This window comes from Pseudomonas sp. MWU13-2105 (genome assembly GCF_023242315.1).
Classification (GTDB): Bacteria; Pseudomonadota; Gammaproteobacteria; order Pseudomonadales; family Pseudomonadaceae; genus Aquipseudomonas.
The window spans coordinates 33,584-60,527 of record NZ_JALLIY010000027.1; the positions used below are offsets into that span (position 1 = coordinate 33,584).

The following is a 26,944-nucleotide window of genomic DNA, read 5'->3' on the forward strand; positions in this document are numbered from 1 at the left end:
TTTTTCTCCCCACCCTTACCCCCCTGGACATCTCTGATATCACACGAGAGTCGTCAAACGAAGGTAACAGCCTTATAGAACATCCGGCCAGGTTCCGTGTGGCGTCCGGATTTGTGGCACGAGCCAGGGTGCCAAGGCTTCGGATCGAATCTTGAATTTCGGACGTGGAAAATCGAAGCGCCGATCTTGATCTGGCACTTTGACTGATATTCAGGGGGATAAGCTTTGATGGTGGGCGTTATGGAGGCAACCCCACCAGCCACACCCCGGCACACAATGTTCCCGCTGTGGCTGCTTCCTTCCGGATCTGACCAGGTTCACGGGTAATCGTTGCGGGGGGACCGATGGGGTCACCATAACGACGCCCGCCTGACGGCGAGCCGCGCCATTGTACCTAGATAACGAGAAGTTACAACCGCTTGGTGTCGATAAAAATTCGATGAGGGTCAAGTACTTGTCGGTGCCTGGTGTGTGGCGGTCCTCGGCGTGGATCAGGCCCTGTGACCTGCCAGCGACGGCGGTGGCGGATTCACTGCCGTCATCGCCAGCAAACCGGCCCCTACAGGTCGGCGTTCCAACGCAAATATCGCCGAGCACGGTCTTGTGGCGAGCGGGCTTGCCCGCGCTCGGCTGCGCAGCAGTCGTAAAACCGGTTATCTCGGCTTACCTGATACGCCGAGTTATCCGGTTTTAGGGGCGCTTCGCACCCCAGCGCGGGCAAGCCCGCTCGCCACAAACCTCAGCCAGACTAGAGATTGCTCTTAACTGACTGGCCCCGCTCAAGGTCAGGCGGGATGCCCTTGCCTGTCCAGCAGGTTAGCCATTACCACGGTCGATATATCAAGTGGTAGTTAATAGCCCCGGCTATCTCGACAAGAAGAAAAATCCACTTCATTAAGGGATTTTTCTGACTGGAGGCAGGTCAATAAGACAGTCGTTTGGCTCCTGCCACCTCAGCACAATGATCGATATGACCTACGCTTTATCCGGCCCATGCCTGCCGGACTGCTGGAGCCAGAACGATCATCGGCAATACCATCACGACGATTTTGCTGAATATTCAAAACAAGGACGTACAGATGAAAAGAGTCCCTTTCATTGCTGCCTGGACGGCTTCGCAGCAAATTTATGATCCCTCCAACTCCGGCGCCAAGGTTGCCGAAGTCATTGGCGGATACGTTGAAAAGAACATCAACAACCCCGACCCGGCACAGCGTTGGAGCAACACCTGCGCAGTAAGGATGAGCTACATCCTGAATCAGGCCGGCCTGAAAATTCCCAGCATGCCGGGGCAGACCGTATCCGGTGCCGACAAGTCGCAGTACTTCTTTCGCGTCAAAAACCTCATTGCCTTTCTGGAACAGCGCTGGGGTAAAGCCGAGGTCGTGCAGTATCCACCCTCCGGGGGCGGAACCCTGAGAGGCCAGAAGGGCGTGATCCTGTTTGAAGTACAGGGTTGGTCGGATGCCCAGGGGCACGCCACGCTGTTCAACGGCAGCACCTGCTACGACCACTGCTATTTCAACGAGCCCGGCGCAAACTATCGCACCGACCGGGCGAACTTCTGGAGCTTGCTGTGAAGAAGGTTCTATTGGGCATACTGCCAGCCTCCATCCTGATGCTGCTGACATCCGCGGCTTATGCGAAGGACGATGCAGGCACCTCTCCGCAGGCCGGTGCACGTACCTATGGGCAAAACTACAAGGACATGGTCCTGGCGACCTGCATTGCGAACGCCTACAAGGGCGACAAGCAGGCCGCCGTTGACGCGGGAAGCAGCGTCAGCGCATTACGCGACTGGACCGAATACGACCTGGAAAAGGCTCCTGACGCAATCAACTCTCTGGTGGATCGCTACCTGGCCCGCGACTATCACAACCCGCTGGTGGAGTCGGAAGTCCAGGGCGTGCGTTTCGATCTACTGAAATGCCTGGACCTTTATCACAGCAAAGAGCTGGATGTGCAGGTCAAGAGCCTGGTGTTCCACCCGAAGCGGATTTACAGGCAGGACAAGTGAGGCGTCAGTACCGATGCGGATGCTCTGGAACAACGCGGCGCTCTCACGGCCATCGCCGACAAGCCGGCTCCCACAGGGAGAGCGCCAAGTCCAGCCGGCTATGTGACCTGCAACACCTCATCCGCCCGACCACCCTCCTCCTGGATCACCAGGTGAATGAAGTGCAGCTTGGCGATAGTCGCTGGCGGTAGCACAAAGGGGTAGAAGTCCGGCTGGCCCATGCTGCGGGATAGTTCGTTGAGCATGCCCGCCAATTCGATCCAGGCGTTGACGAACGACAGGAACGCCGGCCCCTCCGGATGTTGCGGGTCGTAGAGCGCGCTCAGGGGAAACGATGGATAGTCGAAGTCCGACTCTTTGGCACTCATGCCAAAGCCCAGCGCCGTGTCCACCGCATCCATCATGTGCAGGTAATGCGCCCAGGTCTCGGCCCAGTCTTCCCAAGGGTGCATGGTGGCGTAGGCACTGACGAAGTGTTGCGGCCAGTCCTGCGACGCACCCTTCTGGTAATGGCGTTCCAGGGCATCGGCATAGCTGGCGCGTTCATCACCGAACAGGCCGCGAAACGGTTCCAGCCAGTGGCTGTTGGCAATCAGCCGGTCCCAGTAGTAATGCCCCACTTCATGGCGGAAATGGCCGAGCAAGGTGCGGTATGGCTCGCGCATCTGCACGCGGACTCTTTCCCGGTGCTCGTCGTCGGCTTCCTTGATGTCGAGAGTGATCAGGCCCTTGGCGTGGCCAGTCATGGGCACCTTGCCTTCCAGGTCGACACCGACAAAATCGAAGGCCAGACCGCTTTCTTCGTTCCAGGTTTTCGGGATGACTTGCAGGCCCAGGGTGATCAACTGGGCGACCAGGCGGCGCTTGGCGGTTTCGACCTTGCGCCAACGCTCGGGGTTTTCCGCGACGGACAGGTCGGGGATGGTCCGGTTGAGGGCGCACGCGGTGCACAGGCTGCTGCCGTGGGCGTAGGGAATCAACCAGTTGCAGGCGGCCGCGGTGTCGAGGTTGGCGCAGCGGCGGAACAGGCCCGCGTCAGGGTCGGTGTCCAGTTGCCAGCTCTCTGGGTAGGGGCCGGGTTGGAGGGACGACAGTGCACTGCCCTGGGGCTCGTAGCCCAAGGCCGCGGAACAGGCCAGGCATTGGCTGTTGCGGAAGAATACCGATTGTCCGCAGCGGCAATGCCAGACCTTGCTGCTGCGCGAGGGCTCGCTGACGAAGGGCGCGGCGATGCGGGAACTGAGTTGTTCGAAGAACCGGTACATGGCGATCTCTCCAGGGGCCTGCCTAGACTAGATCATTGGGCACGGTGGTGGGTTCCCTGATGTAGGGAAGAACCATGGGCGGTCGGAATGTGGCTCGCCGCAGAAGACTTGGTGGCCTCAAGGGCCTCTTCGCGGGCAAGCTCCGCTCCCACATGTAAGTTTTGAGACCGACGCAATTGCTGCGAATGACGGAGAACTTGTGGGAGCGGTGCTTGCCCGCGAAGCTTTTGGCGATCTCAAGAACGCCATCGCCAGCAAGCCGGCTCACATGGAATCGTGGCGTGTTCGGCGCTGGCGTAGCGGTTCAGACCTCGACGCCATGTCCTTTCAGGAACTCCACGAACGCCTCTTCATCCAGCACCTTGAGCCCCAGCTCGTTGGCCTTCGTCAATTTCGAACCCGCGCCCGGACCCGCCACCACGCAGTGGGTCTTGGCCGAGACCGAGCCCGCCACCTTGGCCCCCAGGCTTTCCAGCTTGTCCTTGGCCACATCGCGGCTCATCAGTTCCAGCGAACCGGTCAGCACCCAGGTCTGCCCCGCCAGCGGCAAGCCTTCCACCGCCTTCTTCTCGCTATGCCAATGCATGCCAAAATCACGCAACTGCGCTTCAATCGCCAAGGCACGCCGGGCATTCCCTGGCTGAGCGAAGAATTCACGCACGGCATTGGCCGGTTTTTCACTCAGCGTCTGACGCAGATCCAGCCAGTCCGCCGCGATAACGCCTTCGACCGAGCCGAACCTGGTCGCCAGCTTTTCCGCTGCCGTCGGCCCCACCGAGCTGATATCCAGCTTGGCGATCAGCCCACCCAAGGTGGTGCTGGCGGCAAACTCGGCACCCAGTTCGCCCTGGTCCTGCAACTCCAGACCGCGCTCCAGCAGTTGCGCTATGACCGTGCGGTTGTGTTCATCTTCGAAAAAGCTGCGGATCTCGTAGGCCACTTCCATGCCGACATCCGGTAGATAGGTCAGCACCGACGGCAAGGCCTGCATGACCCGCTCCAGCGAGCCGAGGGAGCGCGCCAGGACCTTGGCCGTTTCCTCGCCCACATCGGGAATGCCCAGGGCATAGATAAACCGCGCCAGGCTCGGCTTCTTGCTGGCGGCAATCGCCTCCAGCAGGTTGCGTGTCGACAGTTCGGCAAAGCCTTCCAAATCGACGAGCTGTTCGTACTTCAGGATGTAGAGGTCCGCCGGCGAAGCGATCAGCTTTTCGTCCACCAACTGCTCGATGGTCTTGTCGCCCAGACCATCGATGTCCATGGCCCGCCGGGAGACGAAGTGGATGATCGCCTGCTTGAGCTGTGCGCCACAGGCCAGACGGCCGACGCAGCGATACACCGCGCCCTCGCTGATCGTCTCGCGACCCTTGCTGCGCTTGACCAGTTGCGTGCGCTCGACATGGGAGCCGCACACCGGGCAGCTTTCCGGGATCTGCACGGCGCGGGCATTTTCCGGACGCCGTTCGGTGACCACCTGCACCACTTGCGGAATCACGTCACCAGCCCGGCGAACGATCACGGTGTCGCCGATCATCAGCCCCAGGCGCGCCACTTCGTCCATGTTGTGCAAGGTGGCGTTGGACACGGTCACGCCCGCGACCTTGACCGGCTTGAGTCGGGCCACGGGGGTGACGGCACCGGTACGCCCGACCTGGAACTCCACGTCGAGCAGTTCGGTGAGCTCTTCCATGGCCGGGAATTTGTGGGCAATCGCCCAACGCGGTTCGCGGGCGCGGAAGCCCAGTTCACGCTGGGATGCCAGGCTGTTGACCTTGAACACCACACCATCGATTTCGTAGGGCAGCGCGTTACGCCGCTCGCCGATATCGCGGTAATAATCCAGGCATTCACCGATGCCTTTCGCCAGCTTGAGTTCGCGACTGACCGGCATGCCCCATTCCCTGAGTTGCTTCAGGTTGCCGATATGGGTATCGGCAATCTCGGCGGACACCTGGCCCAGCCCGTAGCAGCAGAACTCCAGCGGTCGACTGGCGGTGATCTTCGAGTCCAGCTGGCGCAGGCTGCCGGCCGCGGCGTTGCGCGGGTTGGCGAAGGTCTTGCCGCCGGCTTCCAGTTGGGCAGCGTTCAGCCGCTCGAAACCAGCCTTGGACATGAATACTTCGCCGCGCACTTCCAGGGTCACCGGCCAGCCGCTGCCGTGGAGCTTGAGGGGGATGTTGCGTACGGTGCGCACGTTGACGCTGATGTCTTCGCCGGTAGTGCCGTCGCCACGGGTGGCGCCACGCACCAGTGCGCCGTCCTGGTACAACAGGCTGACCGCCAGGCCATCGAGCTTCGGCTCGCAGCTGTATTCGATTTCGGCACCGCCGCCGAACAGGTCACCGGCTGGCAGATCCAGGCCTTCGCTGACCCGGCGATCGAACTCGCGCATGTCGGTTTCTTCGAAAGCGTTGCCCAGGCTGAGCATGGGGATTTCATGCCGGACCTGGGTAAAGGCCGACAGCGCGGCACTGCCGACGCGCTGGGTCGGCGAATCGGCGCTGACCCATTCCGGGTGCGCGGCCTCCAGGGCCTGGAGTTCGCGGAACAGGCGATCGTATTCGGCGTCGGGAATACTCGGCTCGTCGAGGGCATAGTAACGGTAGTTGTGCTGATCCAGTTCAGCGCGCAGTTCTAGAATCCGGGTGTGGGCGGCGGTCATGGAGTTCTCTCATAAAGCAAAAGAGCAGCCGAGGCTGCTCAATATGTTAGTGCGGGTTGTTGCGGTGAGCCATCTGGCCTCTTCGCGGCGGTTAACGCTTCTGGGTCAAGGCGCGACGTTCGAACTCGACGATGCGCTGACGGTAGTGCTCGATGGTCTGGGCGGTCAGCACACTACGCTGGTCATCCTTCAGTTCGCCATTGAGCTCTTGTGACAATTTGCGCGCAGCGGCCACCATCACGTCGAACGCCTGCTTCGGATGACGCGGGCCTGGCAGGCCGAGGAAGAAGCTCACCGCCGGGGTGGTGAAGTGGTCGATATCATCGAGATCGAACACACCCGGTTTCACCGCGTTGGCCATGGAAAACAGCACTTCGCCGTTGCCGGCCATGCTTTCGTGACGATGGAAGATATCCATCTCGCCGAAACGCAAACCGCTTTCCAGAATGTTCTGCAACAGCGCCGGACCTTTGAAACCGTTGACATCGCGACTGATCACGCTGATCACCAACACTTCTTCCGCCGCCGGCTGTTCCTTTTCCTGACGCGCCGCCGGCTTGTTGCCTTCCTCTGGGAAGTCATCGTCACGGCTGCTGAAGCGCGGACCTTCATCCAGATCCAGGTTCAGGTTCAAATCGCCCTGGCTCGGCTCGCCGCCACGTTTGCCGCGCTTGGACGGTTTCTCGCGGGACTCACGCGCCGGCATGCTGACGGACGGCAGGTCATGCTCGTCCAACTCAGGTTCCTTGTGGGTGTCCAGCACACGCGCCGGGCCCAGCAATTCAGCACTGGTGTCTTCATCGGGCAGGTTGGACAGGCTCCGGTCCAAACGGAACTTGAGCTTGCCCTTGCCACCGCGCATCCGACGCCAGCCATCGAAAAGAATACCGGCAATGACTATGATGCCGATGACGATCAGCCACTCGCGCAGACCGATTTCCATGTAATCCCGTGCCTCTAAATAAATGGTTCTATGAAGAAAGGGCTGAAAACCCTTTAAAGCGTGGCGCCAACTCTATGTTCTGACAGGCCTTTTTTCCCACGCACAAGAAAACTTGACATTAAATTAACACGACACAAGGAAACTTTACACCGTCTGTCGTACAGGCTTGCATTTATAAGTCCCCAAGGATCAGTGCTAGTTCCCACAACGCCCAAGGAAATCCCCTTACGCCTTGAAAATCTTTGCCTCAGCGACGTGCGTTTCAGGCATCCACCAGGGCCATGGCCTCCTCCACATCCACCGCCACCAGGCGCGAGCAACCCGGCTCGTGCATGGTCACCCCCATCAGTTGATCGGCCATTTCCATGGCGATCTTGTTGTGGGTGATATAGATGAACTGCACCGTTTGTGACATCTCTTTGACAAGTCTGGCATACCGTCCAACGTTAGCGTCATCCAGCGGCGCGTCAACTTCGTCGAGCATGCAAAACGGTGCCGGATTCAGTTTGAAAATGGCAAACACCAGCGCCAGGGCGGTGAGGGCCTTTTCGCCACCGGAGAGCAAATGGATGGTGCTGTTCTTCTTGCCCGGGGGCCGCGCCATGATGGTGACCCCGGTATCGAGCAGATCCTCGCCGGTGAGTTCCAGGTAAGCGCTGCCACCACCGAACACTTTTGGAAACAAAGCCTGGATCCCGGCATTGATCTGGTCGAAGGTGTCCTTGAAGCGGTTGCGGGTTTCCTTGTCGATCTTGCGAATGACGTTTTCCAGGGTATCGAGGGCTTCCACCAGGTCGGCGTTCTGCGCATCCAGGTAACGTTTACGCTCGGACTGCTGCTGGTATTCGTCGATGGCCGCGAGGTTGATCGCGCCCAGCCGCTGGATGCGCGCGGCGATGCGCTCGAGCTCTTCCTCGGCTTCCTTCTCGCTGGCCTCGGCTGTCAGGGTGGCGAGCACGCCATGCAGGTCGTAGCCGTCTTCCAGCAACTGGTCCTGCAAGGTCTTGCGTCGCACGTTGAGGGCTTGCCATTCCATGCGTTGCTGTTCGAGCTGGCCGCGAATCAGTTGTGACTGCTGCTCGGCCTGGCTGCGGCGCTTTTCGGCATCGCGCAGTTCGCGGTCGGCGTCTTCCAGGGCGATCTGCGCGGCCTTCAGTTCGACGTCGACGCTCAGGCGCTTGTCGAGCAATTCTTCGAGCTTGAGGCGCAGCTCTTCCAGCGGCGCCTCGCCCTCCTCCAGGTTCAGGCTCAGTTGCTCGCGCTTTTCACTGAGGCGCTCGGATTGCAACTCCAGGCGCTCCAGGGCCTGGCGCGTGGAGTCGTGCTGGGCCTTGAGGGAACCGAGGCGCACCGCCAGTTGATGGGCATGGTCCTTGTGCTGGCGGGCTTCCTGGCGAACCCGGTCGAGGCGTTCGCGCAGGCTGTCGCGCTGGGCCAGCAGCAACTCGCGCTGCTCGGTGTCGACGGCCATGGTGTCGAGGGCCTCCTGCAGTTGCAGGCGCGCCTCGCCGACTTCTTCGTGTTCTTGTGCGCGCTGCTCGGCCAGCTCCCCCAGCTCCTCGTCGAGACGGCTGCGACGCAATTGCAGTTGCTCGACCTTGGCCTTGCCGGCGGACAACTTGGCCTTGAGCTCGCCCTGCTGGCGGGCTTCGTCCTGCAACAGGCGGCGCAGGTGTTCGCGGCCGGTTTCCTGCTGGCGCTGGGTGGCGCGCAGGGTTTGCAAGCGGGTTTCGAGGCTGGCCAGGGTTTCCTCGCGCTCTTCACGTTCCAGGCCCAGGCGCTGGATTTCCTGGCCGCGGGCGAGCACGCCGCTCTCGGCCTCGCTGGCCCGACGCACCCGCAGGAAATGCCGGCCGACCCAGAAGCCGTCGCGGCTGATCAGGCTTGCCCCGACCGCCAACTGGCCGCGCAGGGACAAAGCCTGTTCAAGACTTTCAACCGGCTTGACCTGACCCAGCCAGGGCGACAGATCGATATCCGCCTCGACCTTCTCCAACAGGCTGCCCGGCACCCGCACGCCGTCCGCCGAAGGACTGAGCAGGCGCAGGTCGCCTTGCTGGAAAGCGCCGAGGTCGAGGCCGGCGAAATCATCCACCAGCACCGCCTGCAGGTCGGCGCCGAGCACGGTTTCCACCGCCAGCTCCCAACCCGCCTCGACCTTCAAGCCTTCGGCCAGGCGCGGGCGCTGTGCCAACTGCTGTTCACGCAGCCATTCGGCCGTCCCGGCGCCCGGATCGAGCGCGGCCTGCTGCAAGGCTTCCAGGGAGGCCAGGCGACCGTTGAGGCGCTGCAAGTCGCCCTGGGCCTGTTGCTGGTCGTGCATGGCCTGCTGCAGATCCTGGCGCAGTTGTTCCAGGCGCTCGACCTGGCCTTCCTCGCTGGCCTGCAAGTCTTCCAGGGTCTGCTCGCTTTCAGCCAACTGCTCGCTGAGTTCGAGGATCGCCGCGTCTTCCGGGTCCGCCGAGAGCAAGGCGCGCTCTTCGGCCAGACGCCGCTGACGCTCGGCCAGGCGCTCCATGCTGGTTTCCAGTTGCTGGATACGCGACTGCTGGACTTCGGCCTGGCGCCGCGGCTCGGCCGAGCTCAGGTTGAAGTTGTCCCATTGCTCCTGCCAGCCGTGCATGGTGGTTTCCGACTCTTCCAGCGCGGCGGCGGCCTCTTCGGCGGCGGCGCTGGTCAGTTCCTGCTCGGGTTCGAGCGTGGCCAACTCTTCGCCGAGGGTCGCGAGCAAGGTGCGGTCGTGGCCCAGGTGCGATTCGGTTTCCAGACGCGCGCGCTCCGCTTCACGCAGGTCGTCCTGCAACTGGCGCAGACGCTGCTGGCCGTGCTGGATGCTCTGTTCGACCCGGGCGATATCGCCGCCGACCGAATAGAAGCGCCCCTGCACCAGATTGAAGCGTTCGGACAGCTCATGGTGGCCGTCGCGCAGGCGCTCAATGCTGGCATCGGCATTGCGCTGCTCGGCCACCAGGGCTTCGAAGCTGATTTCCTGGTTGCCGATAATCGCTTCGCGCTGGCCGACCTGTTCGTTCAGTGCCTGCCAGCGCAGGGCCGACAGCTGGGCCTTGAGCTGACGCTCCTCGCCCTTGTATTCCTGATACTTCTCGGCGGCCTGGGCCTGACGGTGCAGGCGTTCGAGCTGGCGCTCCAGCTCTTCGCGCAGGTCGGTCAGGCGCGCGAGGTTTTCATGGGTGCGGCGAATGCGGTTCTCGGTCTCGCGCCGGCGCTCCTTGTACTTGGAGATGCCCGCCGCTTCCTCGATGAAATTGCGCAGGTCCTCGGGCTTGGCTTCGATCAGCTTGGAGATCATCCCCTGCTCGATGATCGAATAGCTGCGCGGGCCCAGGCCGGTACCGAGGAAGATATCGGTAATGTCCCGGCGCCGGCATTTGGTGCCGTTGAGGAAGTAGCTGTTCTGGCTGTCGCGGGTGACCTTGCGGCGGATGGAGATTTCCGCGTAGGCGGCGTATTCGCCGACCAGGGTGCCGTCGGAGTTGTCGAACACCAGTTCGATGCTCGCCTGGCTCACCGGCTTGCGGCTGGTGGAGCCGTTGAAGATGACATCGGTCATCGACTCGCCGCGCAGGTTTTTCGCCGAGCTCTCGCCCATCACCCAGCGGACGGCGTCGATGATGTTCGACTTGCCGCAACCATTGGGACCGACTACCGCCGCCATGTTACTGGGGAAGTTCACCGTGGTCGGGTCGACGAAGGATTTGAACCCCGCCAACTTGATGCACTTGAGCCGCACGCTTAGTCGACCGCCAGGGCTGACAGGACGATGTCACAACTACGCTGGGCGTAGTTGGCCAGGACCGTGCGGATCAGCGGCAGGTCGCGGGCCACGACGGCAGCCAGCAGCTGCGCGAACAGGTTCAGGTATTCGCTCATTTCCGCCTTGCGCCGTTCCAGCGCCAGGTAATAGGCGCGGCTCATGGCCGGCTGCAGGTTCTCGACGGTTTCCTGCAGGTATGGGTTGTCGGCGAACGGAAAGGCCGCACGCATCACGTTGAAGCTGTCTTCGACGAAAGTGCGGATATCCCCATGCTCGAAGCTGGCGCTCAGGCGCTGTTGCAATTGCAGGAACGGCGCGAGATCGGCCTGCTCCTTCCAGCGCTGGGCCACGGCATTGCCCAACAGGATGTACAGCTCGCTCATCAGGGTGCACAGGCTCTGCACCTTGTGCGCGGTGAGCTCGGTGACATGGGCGCCGCGCCTGGGCAGGATGGCGATCAGATGGCGGCGCTCGAGAATCAGCAGCGCTTCGCGTACGGAGCCACGGCTGACATTGAGTGCCAGCGTGACCTTTTGTTCCTGGATGCGCTCCCCGGGCTTGAGATCGCCGCGAATGATGCGCTCGGCGAGGTGGTGAGCAATTTGCTCGGCGAGGCTGTCCGGCGCCTTGAACGTCATGGTTTTCCTTCAAAATCTTCGATCGGTGCAAGCGGCGCAGTGTAGCGCACTTGATACCTGGTGGCGCAGGGCTCCAAGGGCGGAATTTGGCACGAATCCCGCAATTATTTCAGCAGCTAGACTGGGAGAAAGCGCTGCATGCTTTCAATCGCGAGATTTTCCTGACCCTTAGGTCAGATATTTGTTGACCAAAAAGTCAGATATCACTAGATTCTGCTCATCGGTCAACAACAATAATGAGTCTGCGAGGCCTTCCGTGATCCAGTTTTTACTCAACCAGGAACTCCGTCGCGAGCACGCCCTGGACCCGAATCTGACGGTGCTCGAGTATTTGCGCGAGCATCTGGGCAAATCCGGTACCAAGGAAGGCTGCGCCAGCGGCGACTGCGGCGCCTGCACCGTGGTGGTCGGCGAGTTGCAGCACGACGCGGCGGGGCATGATCATATCCGCTATCGCAGCCTCAATTCCTGCCTGACCTTTGTTGCATCGTTGCATGGCAAGCAACTGATCAGCGTCGAAGACCTCAAGCACCAAGGCAAGCTGCACAGCGTGCAGCAAGCGATGGTCGACTGCCATGGTTCGCAATGCGGTTTCTGCACGCCGGGCTTCGTGATGTCGCTGTTCGCCCTGCAAAAGAACAGCGACGCACCGGACAGCCACAAGGCCCATGAAGCCCTGGCCGGTAACCTCTGCCGCTGCACCGGCTACCGGCCGATCCTGGCCGCCGCCGAGCGCGCCTGTTGCAACAAGCCGGCTGATCAGTTCGATGCCCGCGAAGCCGAAACCATCGCCCGCCTCAAGGCCATCGCGCCGAGCGAAACCGTCGAGCTCAACAGCGGCGACAAGCGCTGCCTGGTGCCGTTGACGGTCGCCGACCTGGCCGCGCTCTACGATTCCTATCCGCAAGCCCGCCTGCTGGCCGGTGGCACCGACCTGGCGCTGGAAGTCACCCAGCTCCATCGCACCTTGCCGGTGATGATCTATGTCGGCAACGTGGCCGAGCTCAAGCGCATCGAGACCTTCGACGATCACCTGGAAATCGGCGCCGCCACCCCGCTCTCCGATTGCTACGCGGCCCTCAAGGCCGAGTACCCGGACTTCGGCGAACTGCTGCAACGCTTCGCCTCGCTGCAGATCCGCAACCAGGGCTCCCTCGGCGGCAATATCGGCAACGCTTCGCCGATTGGCGATTCGCCACCGCTGCTGATCGCGCTGGATGCGCAACTGCGCCTGCGCAAGGGCGACAGCACTCGGACCCTGGCGCTGGAAGACTATTTCATCGACTACCGGGTCACCGCGCGGCAGGACAGCGAGTTCATCGAAAGCATCGTCGTGCCCCGGGCCAATGCCGCCTGGCAGTTCCGCGCCTACAAGGTTTCCAAGCGCCTGGACGACGATATTTCGGCGGTCTGCGCGGCCTTCAACCTGCGCCTGGAAAACGGCATTGTGGCCGAGGCGCGGATCGCTTTCGGCGGTATGGCGGCGATTCCCAAACGGGCCCGCGCCTGCGAACGCGCCCTGGTCGGCCAGCCCTGGAACCAGGACAACCTGGAACGTGCCTGCGCGGCGCTGGCCGAGGATTTCACCCCGCTGTCGGACTTCCGCGCCAGCAAGGAATATCGCCTGCTCAGTGCGCGCAACCTGTTGCGCAAGTACTTCATCGAGCTGCAGACACCGCATATCGAGACTCGGGTGACCGCTTATGTCTAATCCTCACGCCGTGGAAAAAACCCAGGCCGAGATGGCCGAACTGTTCGCCCGCGACCTGAGCACCGGGGTCGGTCGCAGCGTCAAGCACGATAGCGCCGACAAGCATGTGGCCGGCGAAGCAGTGTATATCGACGACCGCCTGGAGTTCCCCAACCAGTTGCACGTCTATGCGCGGATGTCCGACCGTGCCCATGCGCGCATCCTCAGCATCGACACCGCACCGTGCTACGCCTTCGAGGGTGTGCGCATCGTCATTACCCATGAGGACATTCCCGGTCTCAAGGACATCGGCCCGCTGCTGCCGGGCGACCCGTTGCTGGCCATCGACATCGTCGAGTTCGTCGGCCAGCCGGTGCTCGCGGTAGCCGCCCGCGACCTGGACACCGCACGCCAGGCGGCCATGGCCGCACTGATCGAATACGAAGACCTGGAACCGGTGCTGGATGTGGTCGAGGCCCTGCGCAAGCGCCATTTCGTGCTCGACAGCCACACCCACAAGCGCGGTGATTCAGCCGCGGCCCTGGCCACTGCCGAACAGCGTATCCAGGGCAACCTGCATATCGGCGGGCAGGAGCACTTCTACCTGGAAACCCAGATATCCTCGGTGATGCCCACCGAAGACGGTGGCATGATCGTCTACTGCTCGACCCAGAACCCCACCGAAGTGCAGAAGCTGGTGGCCGAGGTGCTGGATGTGTCGATGAACAAGATCGTGGTCGATATGCGGCGCATGGGCGGCGGTTTCGGCGGCAAGGAAACCCAGGCTGCCAGCCCCGCCTGCCTGTGTGCGGTAGTCGCGCACCTGACCGGACAACCGACCAAGATGCGCCTGCCCCGGGTCGAAGACATGCTGATGACCGGCAAGCGCCACCCCTTCTATATCGAGTACGACGTCGGTTTCGACAGCAGCGGGCGCCTGCATGGGATCAACCTGGAACTGGCGGGCAACTGCGGCTGTTCGCCGGACCTGTCGGCGTCGATTGTCGACCGGGCGATGTTCCATGCCGACAACGCCTATTACCTGGGCGACGTTACCGTCAACGGCCACCGCTGCAAGACCAACACCGCCTCCAACACCGCCTATCGCGGCTTCGGCGGCCCGCAGGGCATGGTCGCCATCGAGGAGGTGATGGATAGCATCGCCCGGCACCTGGGCCTTGATCCGCTGGCGGTGCGCAAGGCCAACTATTACGGCAAGACCGAGCGCAACGTTACCCATTACTACCAGACCGTCGAGCACAATATGCTCGAGGAGATGACCGCCGAACTGGAAGCCAGCAGCCAGTACGCCGAGCGTCGGGAAACCATTCGCCGCTACAACGCCCATAGCCCGGTGCTGAAAAAGGGCCTGGCATTGACCCCGGTGAAGTTCGGTATCTCGTTCACCGCCAGTTTCCTCAACCAGGCCGGGGCGCTGGTGCACGTCTACACCGACGGCAGCATCCACCTGAACCACGGCGGCACGGAAATGGGCCAGGGTTTGAACACCAAGGTCGCGCAGGTGGTGGCCGAAGTGTTCCAGGTGGAAATCGACCGGGTGCAGATCACCGCCACCAACACCGACAAGGTGCCCAATACCTCGCCCACGGCAGCCTCCAGCGGCGCCGACCTGAACGGCAAGGCGGCGCAGAACGCCGCCGAAACCATCAAGCAGCGGTTGGTGGAGTTTGCCGCGCGGCACTATAAAGTCAGCGAGGCGGACGTGGAATTCCGCAACGGCCATATACGCGTGCGCGATCAGATCCTGACCTTCGAGACCCTGATCCAGCAGGCGTACTTCGCTCAGGTCTCGCTGTCGAGCACCGGCTTCTACAAGACCCCGAAGATCTACTATGACCGCAGCCAGGCCCGCGGCCGGCCGTTCTATTACTTCGCCTATGGCGCGGCCTGTGCCGAGGTGATCGTCGATACCCTGACCGGCGAGTACAAGATGCTGCGCACTGACATCCTGCATGACGTCGGCGCCTCGCTGAACCCGGCCATCGATATCGGCCAGGTCGAAGGCGGCTTTGTCCAGGGCATGGGCTGGCTGACCATGGAAGAGCTGGTGTGGAACGCCAAGGGCAAGTTGCTGACCAACGGCCCGGCCAGCTACAAGATCCCGGCGGTGGCCGACATGCCGCTGGACCTGCGGGTCAAGCTGGTGGAGAACCGCAAGAACCCGGAAGACACGGTGTTCCATTCCAAGGCTGTCGGCGAGCCGCCATTCATGCTGGGGATTGCCGTGTGGTGCGCGCTCAAGGATGCGGTGGCGAGCCTGGCGGATTATCGGGTCCAACCGAAAATCGATGCCCCGGCGACGCCGGAGCGGGTGTTGTGGGGCTGTGAGCAGATGCGCCGGGTCAAGGCGGAGCAGGCCTTGAGCAGCGAAATCGAGTTGATCTCACCATGAAAAGCTTGTCGGGTCGCCGCACCGCCGCGAAGGGGCCGGGACAGACAACAGAGAGGTGTCTATGAACTACTGGATCAGTGCCCTCGCCGACCTGCAAAGCCAGGGCGAACCCTGCGTACTGGTGACCATCATCGAAGAGCTCGGCTCGACGCCGCGCAATGCCGGCTCGAAAATGGTCGTCAGTGCCGCCAGCACCTTCGATACTATCGGCGGTGGCCACCTGGAATACAAGGCGATGCAGATCGCCCGGGACATGCTCGCCCGCGGCCAGCAGAGCACTCATCTGGAGCGCTTCAGCCTGGGCGCCAGCCTCGGCCAATGCTGCGGCGGCGCCACGGTGCTGCTGTTCGAGCCCATGGGCCAGGTCCAGGCGGAAATCGCGGTATTCGGTGCCGGCCATGTCGGCCGTGCCCTGGTGCCCCTGCTCGCCAGCCTGCCCTGCCGGGTGCGCTGGATCGACTCCCGCGAGCAGGAATTTCCGGCGCAACTGCCCAGCGGCGTGCGCAAGATCGTCAGTGAAGAGCCGGTGGATGAAATCGATAACCTGCCCGCCGGCAGCTACTGCATCGTCATGACCCACAATCACCCGCTCGACCTGGAGCTCAGCGCCGCGATCCTCAAGCGCAACGACTTCGCCTACTTCGGCCTGATCGGCTCGAAGACCAAACGGGTCAAGTTCGAACACCGCCTGCGAGAGCGCGGCTTCGATGCCAGCCTGCTGCAACGCATGCGCTGCCCGCTGGGCCTGGCCGAAGTCAAAGGCAAGTTGCCGGTGGAAATCGCCATCTCCATCGCCGGCGAGATCATCGCCACCTATAACGCGAATTTCGGCCAGCACAGCGCCAGCGCCGAACCTATTGCCAAACTGCTGCCGGCTTCGCGCCGCAGCCAGGTCACAAACTGAGAAAGACCATGCCTTCGACCCGCAAAGCCTACCGCGCAGCCCTCCTGCACAGCCTCGCCGATCCAGCCGAGGTCGGCATCGAGGCCTCCTATGAATATTTCCCAGACGGCCTGCTGCTGGTCGAAAACGGTCGCATCAGCGCCCTCGGCGCCGCCAGCGACCTGCTGCCGAGCCTGCCCGCCGACGTTGAAGTCATCCATCATGTCGACGCCCTGATCACCCCGGGGTTTATCGACACCCATATCCACCTGCCGCAAACCGGGATGGTCGGGGCCTATGGCGAGCAACTGCTGGACTGGCTGAACACTTACACCTTCCCCTGCGAAAGCCAGTTCGCCAACCGGGCGCATGCCGAGGAAGTCGCGGATATTTTCATCAAGGAGCTGCTGCGCAACGGCACCACCACAGCCCTGGTCTTCGGCAGCGTGCACCCGCAATCGGTGGATGCGTTCTTCGAGGCCGCCGAGAAGCTCGACCTGCGAATGATCGCCGGCAAGGTGATGATGGACCGCAACGCGCCGGACTACCTGACCGACACCGCCGAGTCCGGCTATCTGGAGAGCAAGGCGCTGATCGAACGCTGGCATGGCAAGGGCCGCCTGCACTATGCGGTAACGCCACGTTTTGCGCCGACCTCGACGCCGGAACAATTGACCCTGGCCGGCCAACTGCTGGGGGAATACCCGGACCTCTACATGCAGACCCACATCAGTGAGAACCTGCAGGAAGTGCAATGGGTCAAGGAGCTGTTCCCCGAGCGCAAGGGCTACCTGGATGTCTATGACCACTACCAACTGCTCGGCGAGCGCTCGGTGTTCGCCCACGGCGTGCACCTGTGTGACGACGAGTGCGCGCGCCTGGCGCAGACGGGCTCGGCGGTGGCGTTCTGCCCGACGTCGAACTTCTTCCTCGGCAGCGGTTTGTTCAACCTGCCGATGGCGGAGAAGCACAAGTTGAATGTCGGCGTCGGCACGGACGTCGGCGGCGGGACCAGTTTCTCGATCCTGCAGACGCTGAACGAGGCCTACAAGGTGATGCAGTTGCAGGGGGCGCGCTTGAGTCCGTTCAAATCGCTGTACCTGGCGACCCTCGGCGGCGCCCGGGCGTTGCGCCTGGAAGAACGGATCGGCAGCCTGCAACCGGGCAGCGACGCCGACTTCCTGGTGCTGGACTACCATGCCACGCCACTGCTCAGTTATCGCCTGAAACAGGCCCGGAATATTGCCGAGACTTTGTTCGTGCTGATGACCCTGGGGGATGACCGGACGGTGAAGCAGACCTATGCGGCGGGGAATCTGGTGCATCAGCGATAAGGGCTGCGGCACTACACACTGCTGTAGGGTGACACTACTACTGTGGCGAGCGAGCTTGCCCGCTCGCCACAACGCCTGGCTCGACTCAAGATCATCCTTGGCTCGAAGAACAGCTTGCGATCAGAGTTTTGCCCCGGACCGCCCCGGCTTCTTCGCCAACAACAGGTGCGAGAACACCGCATGCAGGTCATCCGAGGCACTCTCTTCATCGAGGTTGAGCTTGCTGTCGATATGATCCATGTGGTGCATCATCAGATCCACCGCCAGCACCGCATCCCGGGCCTCGATGGCGTCGATCAACTGGGTGTGTTCATCGTAGGAACAGTGCGAGCGATTACCGCTTTCGTATTGGGCGATGATCAACGACGTCTGCGACACCAGGCTGCGCTGGAAGCTGATCAGCGGGGCATTCTTCGCCGCTTCCGCAAGCTTGAGGTGGAACTCGCCGGAAAGGCGGATCCCGGCCCCACGATCGCCACGGGAAAAGCTGTCGCGCTCGTCGTTGACCATCTGCCGCAACAGGGCCAGTTCCTCGGCCGTGGCGTGCAAGACCGCCAGCTCGGTAATCGCCTTCTCCACCATGCGCCGGGCCAGGAACACCTGGCGGGCTTCCTCGACACTGGGACTCGCCACCACCGCGCCACGATTCGGCCGCAACAGCACCACGCCTTCGTGGGCCAGGCGCGACAAGGCGCGCCGAATAATGGTGCGACTGACCCCGAAAATCTCCCCCAGCGCCTCTTCGCTCAACTTGGTCCCGGGTGCCAGTCGCTGTTCGAGAATGGCCTCGAAGATATGCGCATAGACGATATCGTCCTGGGTCCCGGTGCGTCCGGCCTTGCCGGCACGCGGTTGTTTCTTGAGGGGTTGCAACTGTTCGTTCATGGTCACTCGGATCGGAGACGGCGGCGAATGGACCCCGACTGGCGAACGGCACAGCGGGTCACTGACAAGTAGCGCATAAAAGCATGGCACATTGTACACAAAGCCGAGTGCCGACACGACTGTACGGCTATTTGCCGCAGCGGCTGTATTGCAATCGACGCTCACCTTTGCGTTTAGTCTACCGGACTGCCATCGCCCGTTTCCCTGTACAAGGAATGCCGTTCCATGACCGAGATCACCCGGGCGCGCCTGCGCCCCTTGGCCGACACTTCGCCTTCCGCCGTGGTCGCCGGCTTTATCGCGATGATGACCGGCTATACCAGCTCCCTGGTGCTGATGTTCCAGGCCGGGCAAGCCGCGGGGCTGAGCAGCGGCCAGATATCCTCGTGGATCTGGGCCCTGTCGATCGGCATGGCGCTTTGCAGCATCGGCCTGTCCCTGCGTTACCGCACGCCAATCACCATCGCCTGGTCGACCCCCGGCGCGGCCCTGTTGATCACCAGCCTGTCCGGGGTGACCTACGGCGAGGCGATCGGTGCCTACATCACCTGCGCGCTGCTGGTGACGATTTGCGGCCTGACCGGCAGTTTCGAGAAGCTGGTCAAGCGCCTGCCCTCTTCACTGGCGGCGGCGCTGCTGGCGGGCATCCTGTTCAAGATCGGCAGCGAGATCTTCGTCGCCGCGCAACATCGCACCGGGCTGGTGCTGGGGATGTTCTTCAGCTACCTGATCGTCAAGCGCTTGTCACCGCGCTATGCCGTGCTCGCCGCCCTGCTGGTCGGCAGCGCCCTCTCGGGGCTGCTGGGGCTGCTGGATTTCAGTGGCTTCCACCTGGAGGTAGCGACGCCGGTGTGGACCATGCCGTCGTTCTCCCTGGCCGCGACCATCAGCATCGGTATTCCGCTGTTCGTGGTGGCCATGACCTCGCAGAACATGCCCGGTATCGCCGTGCTGCGCGCCGACGGTTACAACGTGCCGGCGTCGCCGTTGATCAGCGTGACCGGGATCGCCTCGCTGCTGCTGGCGCCCTTCGGCTCCCACGGGATCAACCTGGCGGCCATCAGCGCGGCTATCTGCACCGGGCCCCATGCCCATGAAGACAAGAGCAAGCGCTACACGGCTGCGGTGTGGTGCGGGATTTTCTACGGGATTGCCGGGACCTTCGGCGCCACGCTGGCGGCACTGTTTGCCGCGCTGCCCAAGGAGCTGGTGCTGTCGATCGCGGCACTGGCGTTGTTCGGTTCAATCATGAACGGCTTGAACCTGGCCATGAACGAGCCCAAGGAGCGGGAAGCGGCGCTGATCACCTTTATGGTGACAGCGTCGGGGTTCACGCTGTTTTCGGTGGGCTCGGCCTTCTGGGGGATCGTCGCGGGCGTACTGACGTTGCTGATCCTCAATTGGCGCAAGGCCTGAGCAACATACAACCGTTGGAAAAGGCCTGAGCACAACATACAACCTGTGGGAGCGGTGCTTGCCCGCGAAAGGAGCACCGCGGTTCGTCAGGAAGACCGCCTTATCGTTCTTCGCGGGCAAGCACCGCTCCCAGAGGATCGCCGCCCCAGGCTTGGCACAATGGTCGGGATCAGATCCGGAAATGCCCGACCATGCCCTTCAATTCCATCCCCAGTTGCGCCAGCTCGATGCTTGATGCCGCGTTGCCCTGCATCGCCAGCGCCGACTGATCGGCACTGGCGCGGATGCTGGTGACGCTGCGGTTGATCTCTTCGGCCACCGAACTCTGTTCCTCGGCCGCCGCGGCAATCTGCTGGTTCATCTGCTGGATCAGCGACACCGCCGCGGCGATGCTGCCCAGCGCGCTCTCGGTCTGCAAGGCATCACTGACCGCCAGCTTGACCAACTCGCCACTGCTCTGGATTTGATGCACCGAGGTCTGCGCCGCCGTACGCAAGGCACTGACCAGGCGCTCGATCTCTTCGGTGGACTGCTGGGTACGCTTGGCCAGGGCCCGCACTTCATCGGCGACCACGGCAAAGCCCCGACCCTGCTCGCCGGCCCGGGCCGCCTCGATGGCCGCGTTGAGGGCCAGCAGGTTGGTCTGCTCGGCCACGCTCTTGATAACGCTGAGCACCGTGCCGATATTCTGGATTTCCGCGCTGAGGCTTTCGATGCTCAGGCTCGCCGAACTGGCCGAATCCGCCAGTTGCTCGATCCGCTGCATGCTCTGGCGCACCACCTGCTGGCCGCTGTCGACCTTGTCGTCGGCGGTCTGCGCCGCCTGGGCGGCCTCTTCGGCATTGCGCGCGACATCGTGCACGGTCGCCGTCATCTGGTTCATTGCGGTAGCAACCTGCTCGGTTTCTTCCTTCTGGCTGCTGACTTCCAGGTTGGTCTGCTCAGTGACCGCCGACAACGAATGCGCCGAGCTCGCCAGTTGCTCGATCCCCGCCTGCAACCCGCTGACAATGCTGCTCAAGCCCACGCCCATCTGCTGCATGGCGAGCATCAGCTGGCCGATTTCGTCACGGCGCCGGACCTCCACACGATTACCGGTCAGGTCTCCGGCGGCAATCTGCTGGGCGACCAGAATCACACTGCGCAACGGCGCGACAATCAGGCGGGTAATCACCAGTGCCGCCACCATGCCGACCAACAGGGCCAGGGCCGACGAGCCGATGATCAACAGCGAGTTCTTTTTCAGCTCGGCCTGCATCGACTGGTCCTCGGCGGCATAAGCCTGGTTGACCCGCTGCACCACCTGAGCCGCGCGCTCATGCAACTGCAGGTAAACCTTTTTCTCCTGTTCCAGCAGGCCGGTGTATTCGGCGAGTTTTTCACCGAAGCTGGCGATATGACCGCTGACCTCGGTGAGTACCGTCTGATAGCCCGGGTCCTTGACCGCGGTCTTGAGTTGTTCCACCTGGGCCAGAGCCTGGTCGGCCTGCTCGATCTTGCCTTTGTTCTGGTTCTCTTCATCGCCCTTGCGGCTCTGGTCGAGGCGCACCCGGGCCTCGTTCATCGCCTGCAACATCAACTGCGAGACATGACTGACCTGGCCGGCCTGCTCGACAAACTCCTTGCCGTCCTTGCCCTGGGAGTCCTTGAGGGCATAGGTGCCGTCGTCGGACAACCCGGCCTGGAGCACGTCAAGGTTGTTGGCCACGCTGGAAACCGACCAGCTGGCCATTTCCAACGCCAGGTCCTTGGTCTGGGTCAACTCGACAAATTCATCGAACGCCTTGCGGTAGGCCCCCAGGGCCTGCTCGACATCGGTCATGACCGGCACATTGGCCGCCGATTGCGCCTTGAGGACCTGCGCCTGCGCCAACAGGCCGTCGACGCCCTGGTGCAGGGCATCAACGGTCTTGGGGTCCGAATGCAGCGCATATTCCTGCTCGAGCAAACGCACCCGGAGCAATTGGCTGTTGAGCGAAGACATCTGCTTGAGCCCATCGAAGCGCAAACTGATGGTTTGCAAGGACCAGACACCGATCGCCGCCACCAGACCGGTCAGTAGCAATACCAGGGCAAACCCGATACCCAATTTCTTGGCCATACCGAGATTGGCGAAACGTCCTTGCACGGCAGAAATCATGGCGCTTAATCCCCGATTAGAATGCTGAAGGTGCACACGCCCATTCAAGATTCATGCAGATTCGCAATCGGGACGGGTAAAGCACAAGCCTTTGGCGCCGGAATAATGGCCAAAAGCTACATCCGCGTCGCTTTCAGGATGGTCGAGGTCGATTCGGCGCCACCCAGCAGACGGAAGAACTTCTGTGCGCGCAGATCCGAAGCATAGGCCACATTTATCCTCAGCCAGTCACTGCTCATACCTTGCGGCATGAAGGCCTCGCCCGGTGCCAGCAGCACCCCCAGCTTGCGCGCCCGGGCCAGGACTTGCACCAAAGGATAGCCCGGGCTGCGGGCCCAGATGAACATGCCGCCGGCAGGCTCGGCGAACACCTCCCAGCCCGCCCTCTCCAGGGTGTCCAGGGTGGTGACCCGCTCCACGTTCAGGCGCTGGCGCAGGCGCTGCAGCAGCTTGCGGTAGGCGCCATTGGCCAGCAACATGGCGACCACGCATTCGGCAAAACGCGAGGCGCCAAGGCTGGTGATCATCTTCACTTGTGCCAGGCGCTGGATGAGTTCGCCCCGGGCACGGACAAAGCCGACCCGCAACGAACTGCTCAGGGTCTTCGAAAACCCCCCGACGTAGATCACCCGCTGCGCGCTGTCCAGCGCCGCCAACTGTACCCCCGGCCCGCTTTGCAGATCGCTGTAGATAGCGTCTTCGACGATCAGGAAGTCATGGGCCTGGGCCAACTGCAACAACTGCGTGGCCACCGCCAGGCTCAGGCTGGTGCCCGTCGGGTTGTGGTAGAGACTGTTGATAAACAGGCAGCGCGGACGGTACTGCTGCAACAGCTTGCGCAACTGCTCCACGTCCGGTCCGCAATGGGTCCGCTCCACCTCCAGCAGCTTGACCCCCTGCAGTGCCAGCAGCTTGTAGAGGTTGGCGTAGCCCGGGGTTTCCACCACGACACAGTCACCCGGCTTGAGCAGGTGGCGTACCAGCAGGTCAAGGGCCTGGGTGACGCCATGGGTCGTCAGTATCTGCTCGGGCGCACAAGGGATGCCCTTTTGCGTCAGGCGTTTCTGGATCTGCTGACGCAATGCCAGCAGCCCCAGCGGCGTACTGTAGCTGAACATCCCATGCATCTGCGTACGACTGACCTGGCGAATGGCATAGGCGATGTCGTCGCTCTCGCGCCAGCTTTCAGGCACCCAGCCGCAGCCCAACTTCAACTCGCCCAGGGGATGTTCACTGAACGCCCCCCACTCCGCCTCCAACCCTTCGTACCACTGTGGCTCACCGCTGTCGCGGCTGTCGCCATGGGCTTCCGAGACAATAAAGGCCGAGCCGTTGCGCGGCGTCAGCACGCCTTGTGCCACCAACCGCTGGCAGGCTTCCAGGACATTCGCCTGGCTGAGGGAGTTGTCCTTGGCCAACTGTCGAACGGACGGCAGGCGAGTCCCGGGGCCCGCGCGATGACTGCGAATCCATTCGATCACGGCGTTGACGATTTGCTGCACGACGGGGACCAGTGCCTGCCGATCAATTTCCAAATCCATTGTGTTTGACGCTCCAACCCATTGTTATTTCTCGTTAAACAGTTAAACACAAAAGCTCGGGGGCCTTGCTTGCACAAAAAGCCTCTCGACTATGCCGTGGAACGCCCGCCCGCCGGGCCCCGAAGACACCGACTGACACAGCGAGGCGAATGCACCGACCGTATTTCCAACACCGGCGGACATAAAAAAACCCGCCATTAGGCGGGTTCCTTGCAAAACGGCTACGAAGCCGGGGGAAGCGAGCGACAGCTCAAATCGCGGTGGCTCCGCCGTCCACGGCCAGGGCATGACCGGTGGTGAAAGCGGCGCCGTCGCTGCACAGATAAAGCACCGCGCTGGCGATCTCCTCGACCTTGCCGATGCGCCCGACCGGATGCATGGCCGCGGCAAATTCGGCCTTCTTCGGATCGGCCTCATAGGCGCGACGGAACATGTCGGTGTCGATCACCGCCGGGCAAACGGCATTGACGCGGATTTTCTTCTTTGCGTACTCGATGGCCGCCGATTTGGTCAGGCCGATGACCGCATGCTTGGACGCCGCGTAGATGCTCATCTTCGGTGCGGCGCCCAGGCCGGCCACCGAAGCGGTGTTGACGATGGCGCCACCGCCCTGGGCCAACATCAGCGGTAACTGGTGCTTCATGCACAACCAGACGCCTTTGACATTGACCCCCATGATCGCGTCGAACTCGTCCAGGGTGCCGTCGGCCAGCTTGCCTTTCTCGATCTCGATACCGGCGTTGTTGAAGGCGTAGTCAACCCGTCCGTAGGCATTCACCGCTTGTGCCATGAGGTTCTGTACATCGGCTTCCTGAGTGACGTTGCAACGCACGAACACGGCATCGCCACCGGCGGCACGGATCAGTTCGACCGTGCCTTCACCACCGGCGACATCGAGGTCGGCAACGACCACCTTCAGGCCTTCGGCGGCAAACGCCTGGGCGGTCGCGCGGCCAATGCCGGCCGCCGCGCCGGTCACCAGGGCTACCTGGCCGGAAAACGTCATGCTCATGGTTGTGTCCTCAATGCAATTCGAAAGGGCTGCTGGGTTCTCAGTCTAGCCAGCGTGGCGGCTGTCGCGGCAGCACTATCAGGTGCCCGGTTAATGGCTTATGCATCGCAGTGATAAGCACATGCCGCCCTTTATCATTGAAGTGGATCGCAGCCTATTCGCCTCACCGGCAAAACTTGCCGTCTGCGCGATGAGGGTCTATCAACAAGACTTCATTGATCTTCGAGTGCCTGCCATGACCACCCAGAACAATCGCCAATTCCTGCTGGCCAAGCGCCCGGTCGGCCCCGCGACCCGCGAGACCTTCACCTACCAGCAAGTGCCGGTGGGCGAGCCGGGAACGGGCCAGATCCTGGTCAAGAACGAATACCTGTCCCTCGATCCGGCCATGCGCGGCTGGATGAACGAGGGCAAGTCCTACATCCCGCCAGTGGGCATCGGCGAGGTAATGCGCGCCTTGGGCGTCGGAAAAGTCGTGGCCTCCAACCATCCGGGCTTTGCCGTCGGCGACTATGTCAACGGCGCGCTGGGGGTACAGGATTACTTCCTCGGCGAGCCGAAGGGTTTCTACAAGGTCGATCCGAAGCTGGCGCCACTGCCGCGCTACCTGTCCGCGCTGGGCATGACCGGCATGACCGCCTACTTTGCCCTGCTGGACGTCGGTGCGCCGAAAGACGGCGAAACCGTGGTGATCTCCGGTGCGGCCGGCGCGGTCGGCAGCATCGCCGGACAGATTGCCAAGCTCAAGGGTTGCCGGGTGGTCGGGATTGCCGGCGGCGCCGAAAAGTGCCGGTTCCTGATCGACGAACTGGGCTTCGACGGGGCCATCGACTACAAGAGCGAAGACGTCGGCGCCGGCCTGAAACGTGAATGTCCGAAAGGCGTGGACGTGTATTTCGACAACGTCGGCGGCGATATTCTCGACGCGGTGCTGACCCGCCTGAACTTCAAGGCGCGCGTGGTGATCTGCGGTGCCATCAGCCAGTACAACAACAAGGAAGCGGTGAAAGGCCCGGCCAATTACCTGGCGTTGCTGGTCAATCGTGCGCGCATGGAGGGTTTCGTGGTGATGGACTACGCCAGCCGCTTCGCCGCCGCCGGACAGGAAATGGCCGGCTGGATCGCCAAGGGCCAGCTCAAGAGCAAGGAAGATATCGTCGAAGGCCTGGAGACCTTTCCGGAGACGCTGATGAAGCTGTTCAGCGGGGAGAATTTCGGCAAGCTGGTGTTGAAGGTTTGAATCGAGGCGTTTCCTGCTAGCGCGGATCGCGAGTCACCGGGCATGCGCCGATGACTCGCGACAAGCCCTTATCAGGCCAGTTCGGCCACCACCGCCGCCAACGCCTGGGCCGGATCGGCCGCCTGGCTGATCGGGCGACCGATCACCAGGTAATCGGAACCGGCATCCAGGGCCTGGCGCGGGGTCAGGATACGGCGCTGATCATCCTGGGCACTGCCCGCCGGACGAATCCCCGGGGTTACCAGCTGCAACCCCGGATGAGCGGTCTTCAGCGCGGTGGCCTCCAGGGCCGAGCACACCAGGCCATCCATCCCGGCTTTTTCCGCCAAGGCTGCCAGACGCAATACCTGCACCTGTGGATCGACATCCAGGCCGATACCGGCCAGGTCCTCGCGCTCCATGCTGGTCAGCACGGTCACGCCGATCAACAACGGCTGCGGGCCGCTGCGCTTATCCAGCACCTCGCGGCACGCCGCCATCATGCGCAGGCCGCCGGAGCAATGCACATTGACCATCCACACGCCCATCTCCGCCGCCGCCTTGACCGCCATGGCAGTGGTGTTGGGAATATCGTGGAATTTCAGGTCGAGGAACACCTCGAAGCCCTTGTCACGCAAGGTGCCGACAATTTCCGCCGCGCAGCTGGTGAACAACTCCTTGCCGACCTTGACCCGGCACAGCTTCGGGTCCAGTTGATCGGCCAGCTTCAGGGCGGCGTCACGGGAGGGGAAATCCAGGGCGACGATGATAGGCGTCTGGCAGGCGGACATGGGCGGGCTCTCTGGCAAGTCGAAATCGGCGCGCATTGTAGCGGAACCCGGGGCGGACCGGGACCCGGTGATCGGTAAATCTAGCCCCGATGCGCCATAAATGCCCGAGCTCGCACCAAAGTAAGTCGAAACCCAGGCGAACATCGGTGAAACGTCCTCGATACGACAGGTTTTCGCAGATAACGACGCGCCCCTGGCGACTGGCACGTCCACTGCAATCCCCTGTGCCGAGCAGTATCCAACCGTTCAGGGAGAAACGTATGAACACACAACTCAAACCCAGCCTCGGCACCCTGCACCTCTGGGGCATTGCCGTGGGT

At 62.4% G+C, this 26,944-nt stretch carries 18 protein-coding genes, 1 other RNA gene and 1 pseudogene; 8 read left to right on the plus strand and 12 right to left on the minus strand.

The features are described from left to right. Positions 1-250: 250 nt before the first annotated feature. Positions 251-347, minus strand: an RNA gene (gene ffs / locus M5B96_RS30015) — signal recognition particle sRNA small type. Positions 348-1,079: 732 nt separating this feature from the next. Between ffs and M5B96_RS30020 the strand changes: the two genes are divergently transcribed. Both M5B96_RS30020 and M5B96_RS30025 read left to right on the plus strand, forming a co-directional pair. Then, on the plus strand, positions 1,080-1,580 hold the full coding sequence (locus tag M5B96_RS30020) for a type VI secretion system amidase effector protein Tae4 (protein ID WP_248800562.1): 501 nt from the start codon (positions 1,080-1,082) through the stop codon (positions 1,578-1,580). A gap of 38 nt (positions 1,581-1,618) precedes the next feature. Further along, positions 1,619-2,017, plus strand: coding sequence for a type VI secretion system amidase immunity protein Tai4 (locus M5B96_RS30025; RefSeq protein WP_248800583.1), 399 nt, complete (start codon positions 1,619-1,621; stop codon positions 2,015-2,017). 98 nt (positions 2,018-2,115) lie between these two features. Here M5B96_RS30025 and M5B96_RS30030 read toward each other — a convergent pair whose 3' ends face one another. From M5B96_RS30030 to M5B96_RS30050, 5 genes are all read right to left on the minus strand, one after another. Next, a complete protein-coding gene (locus M5B96_RS30030; protein ID WP_248800564.1) occupies positions 2,116-3,282 on the minus strand; it encodes a putative zinc-binding metallopeptidase in 1,167 nt (388 codons plus the stop codon). A gap of 304 nt (positions 3,283-3,586) precedes the next feature. After that, positions 3,587-5,944 carry an NAD-dependent DNA ligase LigA gene (ligA, locus tag M5B96_RS30035; RefSeq protein ID WP_248800566.1) on the minus strand — a complete coding sequence of 786 codons (2,358 nt, stop codon included), beginning with the start codon at positions 5,942-5,944 and terminating at the stop codon, positions 3,587-3,589. Between the two features lie 91 nt (positions 5,945-6,035). Then, positions 6,036-6,887: a cell division protein ZipA gene (gene zipA, locus M5B96_RS30040; protein WP_248800568.1), complete on the minus strand. Its 852-nt coding sequence runs from the start codon at positions 6,885-6,887 to the stop codon at positions 6,036-6,038. 262 nt (positions 6,888-7,149) lie between these two features. Further along, on the minus strand, positions 7,150-10,638 hold the full coding sequence (smc, locus tag M5B96_RS30045) for a chromosome segregation protein SMC (RefSeq protein ID WP_248800569.1): 3,489 nt from the start codon (positions 10,636-10,638) through the stop codon (positions 7,150-7,152). A 2-nt stretch (positions 10,639-10,640) separates the two neighbouring features. Further along, entirely contained in the window at positions 10,641-11,300 is a 660-nt protein-coding gene (locus M5B96_RS30050; protein WP_248800570.1) for a GntR family transcriptional regulator, read from the minus strand. 256 nt (positions 11,301-11,556) lie between these two features. Here M5B96_RS30050 and xdhA point away from each other — a divergent pair, with 256 nt between their 5' ends. From xdhA to guaD, 4 genes are all read left to right on the plus strand, one after another. After that, a complete protein-coding gene (gene xdhA / locus M5B96_RS30055; RefSeq protein ID WP_248800571.1) occupies positions 11,557-13,011 on the plus strand; it encodes a xanthine dehydrogenase small subunit in 1,455 nt (484 codons plus the stop codon). Next, on the plus strand, positions 13,004-15,403 hold the full coding sequence (gene xdhB, locus M5B96_RS30060; protein ID WP_248800572.1) for a xanthine dehydrogenase molybdopterin binding subunit: 2,400 nt from the start codon (positions 13,004-13,006) through the stop codon (positions 15,401-15,403). Before xdhA ends, xdhB begins: the two co-directional genes overlap by 8 nt. Positions 15,404-15,464: 61 nt before the next feature. Continuing rightward, complete coding sequence (gene xdhC / locus M5B96_RS30065) at positions 15,465-16,307, plus strand: xanthine dehydrogenase accessory protein XdhC (RefSeq protein WP_248800573.1); 843 nt, start codon at positions 15,465-15,467, stop codon at positions 16,305-16,307. Positions 16,308-16,315: 8 nt separating this feature from the next. After that, positions 16,316-17,620, plus strand: coding sequence for a guanine deaminase (gene guaD, locus M5B96_RS30070; RefSeq protein ID WP_248800574.1), 1,305 nt, complete (start codon positions 16,316-16,318; stop codon positions 17,618-17,620). Between the two features lie 120 nt (positions 17,621-17,740). Here guaD and M5B96_RS30075 read toward each other — a convergent pair whose 3' ends face one another. Further along, positions 17,741-18,505: a GntR family transcriptional regulator gene (locus M5B96_RS30075; protein WP_100939121.1), complete on the minus strand. Its 765-nt coding sequence runs from the start codon at positions 18,503-18,505 to the stop codon at positions 17,741-17,743. Between the two features lie 225 nt (positions 18,506-18,730). On the opposite strand from M5B96_RS30075, the gene M5B96_RS30080 reads away from it, so the two are divergent. Then, complete coding sequence (locus M5B96_RS30080; protein WP_248800575.1) at positions 18,731-19,921, plus strand: benzoate/H(+) symporter BenE family transporter; 1,191 nt, start codon at positions 18,731-18,733, stop codon at positions 19,919-19,921. 169 nt (positions 19,922-20,090) lie between these two features. On the opposite strand, the gene M5B96_RS32910 is transcribed toward M5B96_RS30080, so the two are convergent. The 4 genes and pseudogenes from M5B96_RS32910 to M5B96_RS30095 form a co-directional block, all read right to left on the minus strand. Beyond that, positions 20,091-20,972, minus strand: coding sequence for a methyl-accepting chemotaxis protein (locus M5B96_RS32910; RefSeq protein WP_412548667.1), 882 nt, complete (start codon positions 20,970-20,972; stop codon positions 20,091-20,093). A 36-nt stretch (positions 20,973-21,008) separates the two neighbouring features. Beyond that, positions 21,009-22,061 (minus strand): annotated as a pseudogene (locus M5B96_RS32915) (methyl-accepting chemotaxis protein); the annotation flags it as partial. A gap of 116 nt (positions 22,062-22,177) precedes the next feature. Beyond that, positions 22,178-23,602 (minus strand): PLP-dependent aminotransferase family protein, encoded by a 1,425-nt coding sequence (locus tag M5B96_RS30090; protein ID WP_248800578.1) that lies wholly within the window; start codon positions 23,600-23,602, stop codon positions 22,178-22,180. 250 nt (positions 23,603-23,852) lie between these two features. Continuing rightward, on the minus strand, positions 23,853-24,614 hold the full coding sequence (locus M5B96_RS30095; protein ID WP_248800579.1) for an SDR family oxidoreductase: 762 nt from the start codon (positions 24,612-24,614) through the stop codon (positions 23,853-23,855). 235 nt (positions 24,615-24,849) lie between these two features. On the opposite strand from M5B96_RS30095, the gene M5B96_RS30100 reads away from it, so the two are divergent. Then, positions 24,850-25,854: an NADP-dependent oxidoreductase gene (locus tag M5B96_RS30100; protein WP_248800580.1), complete on the plus strand. Its 1,005-nt coding sequence runs from the start codon at positions 24,850-24,852 to the stop codon at positions 25,852-25,854. 71 nt (positions 25,855-25,925) lie between these two features. On the opposite strand, the gene pyrF is transcribed toward M5B96_RS30100, so the two are convergent. Further along, a complete protein-coding gene (pyrF, locus tag M5B96_RS30105) occupies positions 25,926-26,624 on the minus strand; it encodes an orotidine-5'-phosphate decarboxylase (RefSeq protein WP_248800581.1) in 699 nt (232 codons plus the stop codon). Positions 26,625-26,944 lie beyond the last annotated feature (320 nt).

What these genes read in the sequence shown, in the direction of transcription:
- M5B96_RS30100 (WP_248800580.1), top strand. Translation starts at nt 24,850, where the DNA reads ATGACCACCCAGAACAATCGCCAATTCCTGCTGGCCAAGCGCCCGGTC.
- M5B96_RS30075 (WP_100939121.1), bottom strand. Translation starts at nt 18,505, where the DNA reads ATGAACGAACAGTTGCAACCCCTCAAGAAACAACCGCGTGCCGGCAAG.
- pyrF (WP_248800581.1), bottom strand. Translation starts at nt 26,624, where the DNA reads ATGTCCGCCTGCCAGACGCCTATCATCGTCGCCCTGGATTTCCCCTCC.
- xdhC (WP_248800573.1), top strand. Translation starts at nt 15,465, where the DNA reads ATGAACTACTGGATCAGTGCCCTCGCCGACCTGCAAAGCCAGGGCGAA.
- xdhB (WP_248800572.1), top strand. Translation starts at nt 13,004, where the DNA reads ATGTCTAATCCTCACGCCGTGGAAAAAACCCAGGCCGAGATGGCCGAA.
- zipA (WP_248800568.1), bottom strand. Translation starts at nt 6,887, where the DNA reads ATGGAAATCGGTCTGCGCGAGTGGCTGATCGTCATCGGCATCATAGTC.
- M5B96_RS30050 (WP_248800570.1), bottom strand. Translation starts at nt 11,300, where the DNA reads ATGACGTTCAAGGCGCCGGACAGCCTCGCCGAGCAAATTGCTCACCAC.
- M5B96_RS30090 (WP_248800578.1), bottom strand. Translation starts at nt 23,602, where the DNA reads ATGGATTTGGAAATTGATCGGCAGGCACTGGTCCCCGTCGTGCAGCAA.
- M5B96_RS30020 (WP_248800562.1), top strand. Translation starts at nt 1,080, where the DNA reads ATGAAAAGAGTCCCTTTCATTGCTGCCTGGACGGCTTCGCAGCAAATT.
- M5B96_RS30095 (WP_248800579.1), bottom strand. Translation starts at nt 24,614, where the DNA reads ATGAGCATGACGTTTTCCGGCCAGGTAGCCCTGGTGACCGGCGCGGCG.
- M5B96_RS30030 (WP_248800564.1), bottom strand. Translation starts at nt 3,282, where the DNA reads ATGTACCGGTTCTTCGAACAACTCAGTTCCCGCATCGCCGCGCCCTTC.
- M5B96_RS32910 (WP_412548667.1), bottom strand. Translation starts at nt 20,972, where the DNA reads ATGCTCGCCATGCAGCAGATGGGCGTGGGCTTGAGCAGCATTGTCAGC.
- M5B96_RS30025 (WP_248800583.1), top strand. Translation starts at nt 1,619, where the DNA reads ATGCTGCTGACATCCGCGGCTTATGCGAAGGACGATGCAGGCACCTCT.
- ligA (WP_248800566.1), bottom strand. Translation starts at nt 5,944, where the DNA reads ATGACCGCCGCCCACACCCGGATTCTAGAACTGCGCGCTGAACTGGAT.
- M5B96_RS30080 (WP_248800575.1), top strand. Translation starts at nt 18,731, where the DNA reads ATGACCGAGATCACCCGGGCGCGCCTGCGCCCCTTGGCCGACACTTCG.
- guaD (WP_248800574.1), top strand. Translation starts at nt 16,316, where the DNA reads ATGCCTTCGACCCGCAAAGCCTACCGCGCAGCCCTCCTGCACAGCCTC.